We start from the raw sequence: 13,479 nt of genomic DNA on the forward strand, positions 1-13,479 counted from the left end.
CAGGCTTCTAGGCGGCAAAGTGAAGAAAAACCGGAGCCGACCAACAGCGTCAGCACCGGGAGAGGGAGCGTTGTTTAAGGCAGCGCGGCCACGACGGACAGCTCTACCAGGATTTCCGGTTCGCACAGCCTGGCTTCAACCGTGGCGCGGGCCGGGGCGACGCCTTTGGGCAGCCACTTGTCCCACACCGCGTTCATACCGGCGAAATCGGCGTCGATGTCCTTCAGGTAGATCGTCACCGACAGCAGCTTGGTTTTGTCGGTGCCGGCCAAGTCCAGCAAACGTTCGATATTGGCCAGGGTTTCACGGGTCTGCTGTTCGATCCCGGCGTTCATGTCGTCACCGACTTGCCCGGCCAGATACACGGTACCGCTGTGAACAACGATCTGGCTCATGCGCTCATTGGTGAGCTGGCGCTGGATTGACATGTTTTGCGGACTCCTGGTGGTTGCCATAACGGGAAATATCGAGGCCTTCGGCGCTGATCTGCGGCGTTTTCTTCGCCATCAGGTCGGCCAACAGGCGACCGGAGCCGCACGCCATGGTCCAACCGAGAGTGCCATGGCCGGTGTTGAGGAACAGGTTCTTGAACGGCGTGGCACCGACAATCGGCGTGCCGTCGGGTGTGGTCGGGCGCAGGCCGGTCCAGAACGTGGCTTCGGCCAGATCGCCGCCCTGAGGATAAAGGTCGTTGACGATCATCTCCAGGGTTTCACGCCGACGCGGGTTAAGCGACAGGTCAAAACCGGCTATTTCAGCCATGCCGCCGACGCGGATGCGGTTGTCGAAACGGGTGATGGCGACCTTGTAGGTCTCGTCGAGAATGGTCGACGTCGGCGCCATCGCCGAGTTGGTAATCGGCACGGTCAGCGAGTAGCCCTTGAGCGGGTACACCGGCGCCTTGATCCCCAGCGGCTTGAGCAGCTTCGGCGAGTAGCTGCCGAGGGCCAGCACGTAGCGGTCGGCGGTTTCCAACTTGCCGTCGATCCATACGCCGTTGATGCGGTCGCCGGCGTAGTCGAGGCGCTGGATGTCCTGTTCGAAGCGGAACTCCACGCCCAACTGCTTGCACATCTCGGCCAAGCGGGAGGTGAACATCTGGCAGTCGCCGGTCTGGTCGTTGGGCAGGCGCAGGGCACCGGCGAGAATATCGGTGACACTGGCCAGGGCCGGCTCAACACGGGCGATACCGGCGCGGTCGAGCAGCTCGAACGGCACACCGGACTCTTTCAAAACGGCAATGTCCTTGGCGGCGCCATCCAACTGGGCCTGGGTACGGAACAACTGGGTAGTCCCGAGGCTGCGGCCTTCGTAGGCGATACCGGTTTGCGCACGTAATTCGTCGAGGCAGTCACGGCTGTACTCGGACAGGCGCACCATGCGCTCCTTGTTCACCGCATAACGGCTGGCGGTGCAGTTGCGCAGCATCTGCGCCATCCACAGGTATTGGTCGATATCGGCAGTGGCCTTGATCGCCAGCGGCGCGTGGCGTTGCAGCAGCCACTTGATGGCCTTGAGCGGCACGCCCGGCGCGGCCCATGGCGATGCATAGCCTGGGGACACCTGGCCGGCGTTGGCGAAACTGGTTTCCATGGCAGCAGCCGGCTGACGGTCGACCACAACCACTTCAAAGCCAGCCCGCGCCAAATAGTAGGCACTGGTCACCCCAATGACGCCGCTACCCAAGACCAGAACGCGCATTTTTATACCCTCATCGCGGGCTTGGCCGCTGACGTGTGTTATTCGAGCAATGATGGGCGCAGTATAAAAAGCAATCGCCAGTGCATTTCACTATATAAATGCCTATATTTGGCGACAATTCTCGGCAAAAACCCTTTTTACAGAGGCGTATCCCCTATGCGTACCAACACCCAGACCAAGCGGGAGCTGGACAAGATCGACCGCAACATCCTGCGCATCCTGCAAACCGATGGGCGAATTTCGTTCACCGAGCTGGGGGAAAAGGTCGGGCTCTCCACCACGCCGTGTACCGAGCGGGTGCGACGGCTGGAGCGCGAGGGGATCATCATGGGTTACAACGCGCGGCTCAATCCCCAGCATTTGAAGGGAAGTTTGCTGGTATTTGTCGAGATCAGCCTCGATTACAAATCCGGCGACACCTTTGAAGAGTTCCGCCGCGCCGTGCTGAAACTGCCCCATGTGCTGGAATGCCACCTGGTCTCGGGGGACTTCGACTACCTGGTGAAAGCGCGGATTTCCGAGATGGCCTCGTACCGCAAATTGCTCGGCGACATCCTGCTCAAGTTGCCCCATGTGCGGGAATCGAAGAGCTATATCGTGATGGAAGAGGTCAAGGAGAGCCTCAACCTGCCTATTCCCGATTAAACCAGCACCTGCCGGGTGCTCGCCATGTATTCATGGATCTGCTTTTCCACCCGTGGATGAATCAGCTCCACCGGCCCCCGCCCATTGGGGCATGGCAAGGTCTTCGTGGTACCGAACAGCCGACAGATCAGCGGCCGCTCGTCATACACGGTGCAGCCGTGGGGGCCCAGGTGCACACAGTTCAGCTCGTCCATTGCGGCGTCCTGCTCGGCAGCGGTCTTGCGTGGCAGGCGCGACATCTCCTCGGGCGAAGTGGTGACCGGCCCACAGCAGTCGTGGCAGCCGGGGACGCACTCGAACGAAGGAATCTGACGGCGCAGCGCGCTGATTTTCTGACTGTTGCAACTCATCGAAACAGGTACCGAACGGCGAATAGAGGTGGATTCTGAAGCAAAACGCCCCGCGCAGACAGCTTCGTCCGACCGCTGTATCCTGCGTCAAATTTTCCAAACAGGGATGCTCCCCATGACCGCCAGCGCCCGGCACACCGCTTCCTACTACGCCGCCAGCAGCGTACCGCAACCCGACTACCCGGCGTTGACGGGCGAGGTGGGCGCTGATGTGTGCGTGATCGGCGGCGGTTTCTCAGGGCTCAACACGGCCCTGGAGCTGGCTGAGCGCGGCTTCAGCGTGGTTCTGCTGGAGGCGCGCAAGATCGCCTGGGGCGCCAGCGGGCGCAATGGCGGCCAGTTGATTCGCGGCGTCGGTCATGGCCTGGAGCAGTTCACCAACGTGATCGGCACCGATGGCGTACGCCAGATGAAGCTGATGGGCCTGGAAGCCGTGGAGATCGTGCGTGAACGTGTCGAACGCTACCAGATCCCCTGCGACCTGACCTGGGGCTACTGCGACCTGGCCAACAAGCCTCGCGACCTGCAAGGCCTTGCCGAAGACGCCGAAGAACTGCGCAGCCTGGGCTATCGCCACGAAGTACGCTTGCTGCAAGCGAGCGACATGGGCAGCGTCATCGGCTCCGACCGCTATGTGGGCGGCATGATCGACATGGGTTCCGGCCACCTGCACCCGTTGAACCTGGCTCTCGGCGAAGCCGCCGCCGCGCAGCAATGGGGTGTGCAGTTGTTCGAACAGTCAGAAGTCACGCGCATCGACTACGGCCCCGAGGTCAAGGTGCACACCGCCCAAGGCACTGTGCGCGCCAAGACCCTGGTACTCGCTTGCAATGCCTACCTCAATGGACTGAATCCGCAATTGAGCGGCAAGGTGCTGCCCGCCGGCAGCTACATCATCGCCACCGAACCGTTGAGCCAGGCGCAAGCCGCCAACCTGCTACCGCAGAACATGGCCGTGTGTGACCAGCGCGTGACGGTGGATTACTTCCGGCTGTCCGCCGACCGTCGCCTGTTATTCGGCGGCGCCTGTCACTACTCCGGACGCGACCCCAAGGACATCGGCGCCTACATGCGGCCAAAGATGCTGCAGGTGTTCCCACAGCTGGCCGACGTGAAGATCGATTACCAATGGGGCGGCATGATCGGCATCGGCGCCAACCGCCTGCCGCAGATCGGCCGCCTGGCGGATCAGCCCAACGTGTATTACGCCCAGGCCTACGCAGGCCACGGCCTCAACGCCACACACCTGGCGGGCAAACTGCTGGCCGAAGCCATCAGCGGCCAGCAGCAGGGACGTTTCGACCTGTTCGCCCGGGTGCCACACATCACCTTCCCCGGCGGCAAGCACCTGCGCTCGCCGCTGCTGGCCTTGGGAATGCTCTGGCACCGTCTCAAAGAGCTGGTCTGATCAATCGCGCCAGAAGGGTTTCAAGCCTTCCTGGCGGGCTTGCTCCAGGGTCAACCCAACGTCGCGCAATTGCTCGCGAGTCAAGTGCAGCAAGGCCTTGCGCGTATGGCGGCGGTGCCAGAACAAGCTCCAGCGGCTGATCTCGCGCGGCGACGTCGCCCGCTCTTGCCCAGCCTGCAATTCCTGACTGTGTAACATCAGCCGCACATCGCTCATGCCGTTCATTTTGCTGCCCCTCATTTGCCTGTTGCCATGAGTGGCTAGAATGGGCGAGCAGGCAAAACCATTACAGATTCAACCCACCTTTATTAAATCCATACAGACACTGCCTATGCGCGGCTGAATCCTGTATTTTCCCCCTATCTGTACTGGTCCCCTGGGAGCGACCTCCGTGACGCTTTACGTCAACCTCGCCGAATTACTGGGCACACGCATCGAACAGGGGTTCTATCGCCCCGGAGATCGGCTGCCGTCCGTACGCGCCTTGAGTGTGGAGCACGGGGTCAGCCTGAGCACCGTGCAGCAAGCGTATCGGTTGCTGGAAGACAATGGCCTGGCGATGCCCAAGCCCAAGTCTGGGTACTTTGTACCGGTGGGCCGGGAGTTGCCGGCGCTGCCCGAGGTCGGCCGCCCGGCCCAGCGCCCGGTGGAAATCTCCCAGTGGGATCTGGTGCTGGAACTGATTCGCGCCGTTCCGCGCAAAGACGTCATACAGATGGGCCGCGGCATGCCGGACGTATTGTCACCCACCCTCAAACCCCTGCTGCGCAGCCTGGCCCGCGTCAGCCGGCGCCAGGATCTGCCGGGGCTGTATTACGACAATATTCTCGGCTGTATGGAACTACGCGAGCAAATCGCCCGGCTGTCATTGGATTCTGGCTGCCAACTGACGGCCGAGGACATCGTGATTACCACCGGCTGCCACGAGGCGCTGTCCGCCAGCATCCACGCCATCTGCGAGCCGGGCGATATCGTCGCGGTGGACTCGCCCAGCTTCCACGGGGCCATGCAGACCCTCAAGGGCCTGGGCATGAAAGCCCTGGAAATCCCCACCGACCCGATCACCGGCATCAGCCTCGAAGCCCTGGAACTGGCACTGGAACAGTGGCCGATCAAGGTCATCCAGCTGACCCCCAACTGCAATAACCCGCTGGGCTACATCATGCCGGAAGCGCGCAAACGCGCATTGCTGACCCTGGCCCAGCGCTTTGACGTCGCGATCATCGAAGACGATGTGTATGGCGAACTGGCCTACAGCTACCCACGCCCGCGCACCATCAAATCCTTCGACGAAGACGGTCGTGTGCTGCTGTGCAGTTCGTTCTCCAAGACCCTGGCGCCAGGCCTGCGCATTGGTTGGGTCGCTCCGGGCCGGTACCTGGAGCGGGTACTGCACATGAAGTACATCAGCACCGGCTCCACCGCCACGCAGCCGCAGATCGCAATTGCCGAGTTTCTCAAAGGGGGTCATTTCGAACCGCATTTGCGACGGATGCGCACACAATACCAGCGTAATCGCGACCTGATGCTCGACTGGGTCAGCCGCTACTTCCCTGCCGGCACCCGCGCCAGCCGCCCACAAGGCAGCTTCATGCTGTGGATAGAACTGCCGGAAGGCTTCGACACCCTCAAGCTCAACCGCGCACTGGTGGAACAAGGCGTACAGGTGGCTGTGGGAAGCATCTTTTCCGCGTCGGGCAAGTACCGTAACTGCCTGCGCATGAACTACGCTGCCAAGCCTACCGCCCAGATTGAAGAGGCCGTGCGCAAAGTCGGCGCTGCCGCGATCAAGATGCTGGCCGAAACGGTGGACTGACCTTTCGCAAGAAATCGCCGTCATATGTCGACAACCGCCCTGACCTGGACACGACTCCCTTGATGATTCGACGGCTTTTACCGTTTTTCCTGCTGGGAGCCCTGGCCCTGAGCGGCTGCGCCACGGTGAGTACCCCGCGCATACCCAGCGATGCCCTGCCGGCCGCCCAATCGTCGTTCGGCCGCTCGATCCAGGCCCAGGCCGCGCCTTACCAGGGTCGTTCAGGTTTTCGCCTGCTGCCCAACAGCAGCGAAGCCTTCATGGCCCGCGCCGAGCTGATCCGCAATGCCCAGACCAGCCTTGACCTGCAGTACTACATCGTCCACGACGGCATCAGCACGCGGATGCTGGTGGATGAACTGCTCAAGGCCGCCGACCGTGGCGTGCGCGTGCGCATCCTGCTGGATGACACCACCAGCGACGGCCTCGACCAGATCATCGCCACCCTCGCCGCCCACCCCAAGATCGAGATTCGCCTGTTCAACCCCCTGCACCTGGGACGCAGCACCGGTGTGACGCGCGCCATGGGCCGCCTGTTCAACCTGTCGCTGCAACACCGGCGCATGCACAACAAGCTGTGGCTGGCGGACAACAGCGTGGCCATCGTCGGTGGGCGCAACCTGGGGGATGAGTATTTCGACGCCGAACCCAACCTGAACTTCACCGATATCGACATGCTCAGCGTGGGGCCGGTGGCCGAGCAACTCGGGCACAGTTTCGATCAGTACTGGAACAGCGCCCTGAGCAAACCCATTGATGATTTCGTCTCCAATACGCCCTCCAAAGGTGACCTGGCCGCCGCGCGCCTGAGCCTGGAGGCGTCGCTGGCCGAATCGCGCCAGCAGAAGCACGCGCTGTACGCGCGCCTGCGCACCTACCAGACCCAGCCGCGCATGGACATCTGGCGCCGCGAACTGATCTGGGCCTGGAACCAGGCGTTGTGGGACGCACCCAGCAAGGTGCTGTCCAAGGCCGACCCGGACCCGCACCTGCTGCTGACCACGCAACTGGCCCCGGAGCTGGAAGGCGTCAACCATGAACTGATGATGATCTCGGCGTACTTCGTGCCGGGACAGCCCGGGCTGGTGTACCTGACGGGGCGCGCCGACGCGGGCGTATCGGTGAGCTTGTTGACCAACTCCCTTGAAGCCACCGACGTGCCTGCCGTACATGGCGGCTATGCACCGTACCGCAAGGCGCTGCTGGAGCACGGGGTAAAACTCTACGAGCTACGCCGCCAACCGGGTGACGGCGGCGGCAGCGGCCCGCACCTGTTTCGTCGAGGCACGTTCCGCGGCTCGGACTCGAGCCTGCACAGCAAGGCGATGATCTTTGATCGGCAAAAATCGTTTGTCGGCTCTTTCAATTTCGACCCGCGCTCCGTGCTGTGGAACACCGAGGTCGGCGTGCTGGTGGACAGCCCCGAACTGGCGGAACACGTGCGCAATCTCGCCCTGCAAGGCATGGCGCCGGCCCTGAGCTACGAGGCGAAACTGCAGGACGGCAACGTGGTATGGGTGACCGAGGACAACGGCCAACTGCACACCCTGACCCGTGAACCGGGCAGTTGGTGGCGACGGTTCAATGCCTGGTTCGCCACCTCGGTCGGCCTGGAACGCATGCTCTAGGAACAGCGAGGATCAAGCCGGCTGAGCAGCACCGAATGCGCCTTGGCGCAGCAACAGCACCACCAAGCCCAAGGCCCCGGCCGCCATCAGCCACGGCAGCGCGTGCCCGCTGATCCATTGGCTGCCGGCGCCGGCCACCAGCGGGCCGATCAGGCAACCGATACCCCATAACTGCGCGATGTGGGCATTGGCACGCACCAGCGCATCGTCACGATAACGCTCGCCGATCAGGATCAGCGACAACGTGAACAACCCGCCGGCACTGGCGCCGAACAGCACCCATATTGGCCAGATCAGCAGCGTGTGCATCAGCAACGGAACCGCCAGGCTCGATGCCAGCAACAGCAGTGCGCAACTCAAAAACAGCGTGCGTCGTGGCAGATAATCCGCCAGTGCCCCGATGGGCAGCTGCAGCAGCGCGTCCCCGACCACCACCGTGCTGACCATCGTCAAGGCAATTTCGGCAGTGAAGCCCTGTTGCAGGCAATACACCGGCAGCAGCGTCAGGATCATCGCCTCAAACGCGGCGAACAGCGCCACCGCCCAGGCAATCGCCGGCAGGCTCAGGCAGAAGCGCCACAAATCCGCGAAGGTCACGCTGAACGATTCGGCACTGGGCGCACCAGAGCGACCCAGCAATGCCAACGGAGCCACCACCAGCAGGCCAACGCCGACCCAGAAGCCATAGTCATGGCCGGTGCCGATCAGGCCCAGCAGCAACGGGCCCGAGAGCTGGCTCAAGGCATAACTGCAGCCATACAGCGCCACCAGCCGGCCACGCCACTGCTCCACCACCAACTGGTTGATCCAGCTTTCACCGAGGATAAACACGATGGTCAGGATCACCCCGATCATCAGGCGCAACGCCAGCCATATCGGGTAGCTGGGCAGAATGGCCAGCAAACCGATGGACACCGCGCCAGCCCACAGGCACAGACGCATGAGATTCGCGGTGCCGAGCCAGGCGGCCAGACGGCTGGAGACCTTGGCGCCGAGCAATACGCCAAAGGCCGGCATGGCGGCCATTACGCCAATCGCGAAACTGCCGTAGCCCCAGCCCTCCAGGCGCAGGGAGACCAGCGGCATGCTGACGCCCAGGGCCAGGCCGACACTGAGCACCGAGGCCAGGACGGCGAAATAGGTCGCCCAACGCATTGCCACGCTCCTGTGGATAATCATGGGTTCACACAAAACAGTGTGGGAGGGGGCTTGCTCCCGATTGCAGTGGATCATTGAGCACTGTTAGTGCCTGACACACTGCTATCGGGGCAAGCCCCCTCCCACATTTGCCTGCGGTGTTGCTTACAGCTTGATCCAGGTCGCCTTCAGCTCGGTGTACTTGTCGAACGCATGCAGCGACTTGTCTCGACCATTACCCGACTGCTTGAAGCCGCCAAACGGTGCGGTCATGTCGCCGCCGTCGTATTGGTTGACCCACACGCTACCGGCACGCAGAGCCTTGGCGGTGAGGTGCGCCTTGGAAATGTCCGACGTCCACACCGCAGCGGCGAGGCCGTATTGGGTGTCGTTGGCGATCTTGATCGCTTCCTCGGCGCCGTCAAAGGTGATCACCGACAGCACCGGGCCGAAGATCTCTTCCTGGGCGATTCTCATGGCGTTGGTTACACCGTCGAAAATCGTCGGCTCGACGTAGGTGCCGCCCGTCTCTTCCAGGATGCGCTTGCCACCCGCCACCAACTTGGCGCCGTCAGTGTGGCCGGCTTCGATGTACGACAGCACGGTGTTCATCTGCTGGGTGTCCACCAGGGCACCGACGTTGGTCGCCGGGTCCAGCGGGTTGCCGGGCTTCCAGCCCTTGAGGGCCTCGATCACCAGCGGCAGGAAGGTGTCCTTGATCGAACGTTCCACCAGCAGGCGCGAACCGGCAGTGCAGACTTCACCCTGGTTGAAGGCGATGGCGCTGGCAGCGGATTCGGCAGCGGCTTGCAGGTTCGGAGCATCGGCAAAAACGATGTTCGGGCTCTTGCCGCCGGCTTCCAGCCATACACGCTTCATGTTCGATTCGCCGGAGCGGATCAACAGTTGCTTGGCGATCTTGGTCGAACCGGTGAACACCAGTGTGTCGACGTCCATGTGCAGCGCCAGCGCATTGCCGACGGTGTGGCCGTAGCCCGGCAGCACGTTGAACACGCCTTTCGGAATACCGGCTTCAACGGCCAGGGCCGCGATGCGGATGGCGGTGAGTGGAGATTTTTCGGACGGCTTGAGGATCACCGAGTTACCGGTGGACAGCGCCGGGCCGAGTTTCCAGCAGGCCATCATCAGCGGGAAGTTCCACGGCACGATGGCACCCACCACGCCGACCGGCTCGCGGGTCACCAGCCCCAACTGATCGTGCGGGGTGGCTGCGACTTCGTCGTAGATCTTGTCGATTGCCTCGCCGCTCCAGCTCAGGGCATTTGCCGCGCCGGGTACGTCAATGTTCAGGGAGTCACTGATCGGCTTGCCCATGTCCAGGGTTTCGAGCAGCGCCAGTTCTTCGGCATTGGCCTTGAGCAGCGCGGCGAAACGGATCATGGTGGCTTTGCGTTTGGCCGGCGCGAGGCGCGACCAGACACCGGAATTGAAGGTGGCGCGGGCATTTTCTACGGCGCGCTGGGCATCGGCGGCGTCACAACTGGCAACACTGGTCAGCAGGCGACCATCGACCGGGCTGATGCATTCGAAGGTGTCGCCGGAAACAGCAGCGGTGTATTCGCCATTGATGTAGGCGCGGCCTTCGATCTTCAGATCCTTGGCGCGTTGTTCCCAGTCGGCACGGGTCAGGGTGGTCATGCGAGTGTCCTCCTCTTATTGAATACAAGGGCCAGGCGATGTCCCCCGGCAGCCTCAAAGAATGCTTGCCCGCCAGCCAGCTGTTCGGCTCAAAGGCAGCTGCCACCCTAAACCAGCGGCCAGGGATGTTTCAATATATTTGACATAACCGCGGTAAACGCCCTTGCGATGTTCATTTTAATAAACATAGACTTTGGGCTCTCCAACCGCAGGCCAGACGGGACACGCACATGAGCATCCAGGACATCGTCGACTTCAGCCAGGCCAACACCGCCCCAGACCGCTACCGCCCTGCCGCAGAAAAAATCCTCAAGGGCGATCCCGAACAAACGGTGTACAACCATTACAACAGCCCGTGCGGCCAGATGAACGCCGGTGTCTGGGAAGGTGAGGTCGGGCAGTGGCAGGTCAACTACAGCGAGCATGAGTATTGCGAGATCGTGCAGGGCGTCTCTGTATTGCGCGACGCCGAGGGCAATGCGAAGACCTTGCGTGCCGGCGACCGCTTCGTGATCCCCGCCGGCTTCAGCGGCACCTGGGAAGTGCTGGAGCCGTGCCGCAAGATCTACGTGGTGTTCGAGCAGAAAGCCTGATCAGTAAATCCGACGCAAAAAAAAGCCCGTATCGTGAGATACGGGCTTTTTTCACAAGGAGGAAAATCAATTACTTGATTTTGCCTTCTTTGTAGATCACGTGCTTGCGAACGCGCGGGTCGAACATTTTCTTTTCGAGCTTGTCCGGGGTAGTACGCTTGTTCTTGTCGGTAGTGTAGAAGTGACCAGTACCGGCGCTAGAGATCATTCGAATCAATTCACGCATGATAGAGCTCCTTAGATCTTGCCAGCGGCGCGGATTTCGGCCAGCACGACAGTGATGCCACGCTTGTCGATAATACGCATGCCTTTGGCAGATACACGCAGGCGAACAAAACGTTTCTCTTCTTCAACCCAGAAGCGGTGATGCTGCAGGTTCGGCAGGAAACGACGACGGGTTTTGTTATTTGCGTGGGAAATGTTATTCCCAGTCACCGGACCCTTACCGGTAACTTGACAGACTCTCGACATGCCTCAGCCCTCTAAAACCACATGCCCAACCCGGCATGGGTTGGCCGCTTAATCTCTCAGTCATTTGGCGCCAGGCGCCGCGTTTCTTTAGGGTCTTACCGGCTACACCTACAAGCGAAGGAACCGGGCCCCTAGAAAAGAGCGCTGCTTTATACCAGAAAGACCCATGTGCAACAACAGCCCGTGTATTTTTACCGGCGTAAATCTCGGCGACAGACGCCCGAACCGTTGCCAGGAGGGGCCGCTGTAACAACCGACCGCTCGTCGCACAGAATGATTTACAGCACTCGCGCGCGCAATAAAGCGCACAGCGAAACGCGCTGGGGTGCCATCAAAACAGTATTTGAAGCAAAAGCACAGGCAAAAATGGGCTAGTCATTTATCAACCAGACCACTACGGTAGGGCTTTTCCAGACTGCACTCGCAGATGGGCCTTCGATCTGCAAAGGAAACCGAACATGCGCCTCGCTGCCCTACCGCTATTGCTAGCCCCTCTATTTATCGCGCCGCTGGCCTCTGCCGCCAGCAACTTGAGCGTCTGCACCGAGGCCAGCCCCGAAGGGTTCGATGTGGTGCAATACAACTCGCTGACCACCACCAACGCCTCGGCCGATGTGCTGATGAATCGCCTGGTGGACTACGACGCGGCCAGCGGCAAACTGGTGCCCAGCCTGGCGGACAGCTGGGACGTCTCGCCGGATGGCCTGACCTATACCTTCAAGCTGCACCCGGACGTGAAATTCCATCGCACCGAGTATTTCACCCCAAGCCGCACCCTGACCGCCGAAGACGTGCGCTTCAGCTTCGAACGCATGCTCGACCCGGCCAACCCGTGGCACAAGATCGCCCAGAGCGGCTTCCCCCACGCCCAGTCCCTGCAATTGCCAACGCTGGTCAAGAAGATCGATGCCCTCGACCCGCTGACCGTGCGCTTTACCCTCGATCACGCCGACTCCACCTTCCTCGCGGCCCTGAGCATGGGCTTTGCCTCGATCTACCCGGCGGAATACGCCGACAAACTGCTCAAGGCCGGCACGCCGGAGAAGCTCAACAGCCAGCCGATCGGCACCGGGCCGTTCATCTTCAGCCGTTTCCAGAAAGATGCCGTGGTGCGCTACAAGGCCAACCCGGACTATTTTGCCGGCAAACCGGCTGTGGATAACTTGATCTTCGCCATTACCCCGGACGCCAACGTGCGCCTGCAGAAACTGCATCGCAACGAATGCCAGATCGCCCTGTCGCCCAAGCCCCTGGATGTGGGCGAGGCCGAAAAGGACCCCGCACTCAAGGTAGAAAAAACCGCAGCATTCATGACCGCATTCGTGGCCATCAACAGCCAGCACCCACCGTTGGACAAGCCCGAGGTGCGCCAGGCCATTAACCTGGCCTTCGACAAGGGCAGCTACCTCAAGGCGGTGTTTGAAGGCACCGCCGAAGCCGCCAACGGCCCGTACCCGCCCAATACCTGGAGCTACGCCAAAGACTTGCCGGGTTATCCACAGGACCTCGCCAAGGCCAAGGCCTTGCTGGACCGTGCCGGTCTCAAGGACGGCTTCAAGACCACCCTCTGGACGCGCCCCACCGGCAGCCTGCTGAACCCTAACCCGAACCTCGGCGCGCAACTGCTGCAGGCGGACCTGGCCAAGGTGGGCATCCAGGCCGAGATCCGCGTGATCGAATGGGGCGAGCTGATTCGCCGCGCCAAAGCGGGTGAACACGACCTGCTGTTCATGGGCTGGGCCGGCGACAACGGCGACCCGGATAACTTCCTGACCCCACAGTTTTCCTGCGCGGCGGTTAAATCCGGCACCAACTTCGCCCGCTACTGTGACCCGACGCTGGACAAGCTGATCAGCGCCGGCAAGACCACCAGCGAACAAGGTGTACGCAGCAAGCTGTACCAGCAGGCCCAGGCGCAGATCCAGCAACAGGCGCTGTGGTTGCCGCTGGCGCACCCGACGGCGTTCGCCCTGGCGCGCAAGAGCGTCGAGGGCTACCAGGTGAGCCCGTTCGGGCGCCAGGATTTCTCGAAGGTCAGCGTCAAGCCCTGAGAACCAGGCCCGCCCCCAGG

At 61.7% G+C, this 13,479-nt stretch carries 14 protein-coding genes; 6 read left to right on the forward strand and 8 right to left on the reverse strand.

The genetic code is table 11. The features are described from left to right. Positions 1-74 precede the first annotated feature (74 nt). The gene (locus PspCFBP13509_RS06510; RefSeq protein ID WP_065926702.1) at positions 75-428 is read right to left on the reverse strand and encodes a RidA family protein; all 354 of its coding nucleotides are present in this window, start codon (positions 426-428) and stop codon (positions 75-77) included. After that, positions 400-1,701, reverse strand: coding sequence for a D-amino acid dehydrogenase (gene dadA, locus PspCFBP13509_RS06515; RefSeq protein ID WP_137211713.1), 1,302 nt, complete (start codon positions 1,699-1,701; stop codon positions 400-402). The genes PspCFBP13509_RS06510 and dadA overlap by 29 nt, the downstream gene beginning before the upstream one ends. A 156-nt stretch (positions 1,702-1,857) precedes the next feature. Here dadA and PspCFBP13509_RS06520 point away from each other — a divergent pair, with 156 nt between their 5' ends. Then, positions 1,858-2,346, forward strand: coding sequence for an Lrp/AsnC ligand binding domain-containing protein (locus PspCFBP13509_RS06520; protein WP_003176896.1), 489 nt, complete (start codon positions 1,858-1,860; stop codon positions 2,344-2,346). Here the strand turns inward: PspCFBP13509_RS06520 and PspCFBP13509_RS06525 are convergent. Continuing rightward, complete coding sequence (locus tag PspCFBP13509_RS06525; RefSeq protein WP_065926704.1) at positions 2,343-2,696, reverse strand: YkgJ family cysteine cluster protein; 354 nt, start codon at positions 2,694-2,696, stop codon at positions 2,343-2,345. The genes PspCFBP13509_RS06520 and PspCFBP13509_RS06525 overlap by 4 nt on opposite strands. Positions 2,697-2,811: 115 nt before the next feature. On the opposite strand from PspCFBP13509_RS06525, the gene PspCFBP13509_RS06530 reads away from it, so the two are divergent. Next, positions 2,812-4,104 carry an NAD(P)/FAD-dependent oxidoreductase gene (locus PspCFBP13509_RS06530; protein WP_137211714.1) on the forward strand — a complete coding sequence of 431 codons (1,293 nt, stop codon included), beginning with the start codon at positions 2,812-2,814 and terminating at the stop codon, positions 4,102-4,104. On the opposite strand, the gene PspCFBP13509_RS06535 is transcribed toward PspCFBP13509_RS06530, so the two are convergent. After that, positions 4,105-4,329 (reverse strand): DUF1127 domain-containing protein, encoded by a 225-nt coding sequence (locus tag PspCFBP13509_RS06535; RefSeq protein WP_137211715.1) that lies wholly within the window; start codon positions 4,327-4,329, stop codon positions 4,105-4,107. A 166-nt stretch (positions 4,330-4,495) separates the two neighbouring features. On the opposite strand from PspCFBP13509_RS06535, the gene PspCFBP13509_RS06540 reads away from it, so the two are divergent. Next, the gene (locus PspCFBP13509_RS06540) at positions 4,496-5,920 is read left to right on the forward strand and encodes an aminotransferase-like domain-containing protein (protein WP_065926707.1); all 1,425 of its coding nucleotides are present in this window, start codon (positions 4,496-4,498) and stop codon (positions 5,918-5,920) included. Positions 5,921-5,982: 62 nt separating this feature from the next. Continuing rightward, positions 5,983-7,548 carry a phospholipase D family protein gene (locus PspCFBP13509_RS06545; RefSeq protein WP_065926708.1) on the forward strand — a complete coding sequence of 522 codons (1,566 nt, stop codon included), beginning with the start codon at positions 5,983-5,985 and terminating at the stop codon, positions 7,546-7,548. A 12-nt stretch (positions 7,549-7,560) separates the two neighbouring features. On the opposite strand, the gene PspCFBP13509_RS06550 is transcribed toward PspCFBP13509_RS06545, so the two are convergent. Then, positions 7,561-8,703 (reverse strand): MFS transporter, encoded by a 1,143-nt coding sequence (locus tag PspCFBP13509_RS06550; RefSeq protein ID WP_137211716.1) that lies wholly within the window; start codon positions 8,701-8,703, stop codon positions 7,561-7,563. 147 nt (positions 8,704-8,850) lie between these two features. Then, positions 8,851-10,344, reverse strand: a complete 1,494-nt coding sequence (locus tag PspCFBP13509_RS06555; RefSeq protein WP_027608295.1) for an aldehyde dehydrogenase — start codon at positions 10,342-10,344, stop codon at positions 8,851-8,853. A gap of 230 nt (positions 10,345-10,574) precedes the next feature. Between PspCFBP13509_RS06555 and PspCFBP13509_RS06560 the strand changes: the two genes are divergently transcribed. Continuing rightward, positions 10,575-10,937: a cupin domain-containing protein gene (locus PspCFBP13509_RS06560; protein ID WP_027608294.1), complete on the forward strand. Its 363-nt coding sequence runs from the start codon at positions 10,575-10,577 to the stop codon at positions 10,935-10,937. Positions 10,938-11,007: 70 nt separating this feature from the next. Here PspCFBP13509_RS06560 and rpmG read toward each other — a convergent pair whose 3' ends face one another. Continuing rightward, entirely contained in the window at positions 11,008-11,163 is a 156-nt protein-coding gene (gene rpmG / locus PspCFBP13509_RS06565) for a 50S ribosomal protein L33 (RefSeq protein ID WP_003176906.1), read from the reverse strand. Positions 11,164-11,174: 11 nt separating this feature from the next. After that, a complete protein-coding gene (gene rpmB / locus PspCFBP13509_RS06570) occupies positions 11,175-11,408 on the reverse strand; it encodes a 50S ribosomal protein L28 (protein WP_003176907.1) in 234 nt (77 codons plus the stop codon). 458 nt (positions 11,409-11,866) lie between these two features. On the opposite strand from rpmB, the gene PspCFBP13509_RS06575 reads away from it, so the two are divergent. Continuing rightward, a complete protein-coding gene (locus tag PspCFBP13509_RS06575; RefSeq protein WP_065926710.1) occupies positions 11,867-13,459 on the forward strand; it encodes an ABC transporter substrate-binding protein in 1,593 nt (530 codons plus the stop codon). Positions 13,460-13,479: the final 20 nt, after the last annotated feature.

Origin of the sequence: Pseudomonas sp. CFBP13509 (genome assembly GCF_005233485.1) — a bacterium.
Classification (GTDB): domain Bacteria; phylum Pseudomonadota; class Gammaproteobacteria; order Pseudomonadales; family Pseudomonadaceae; genus Aquipseudomonas; species Aquipseudomonas marginalis.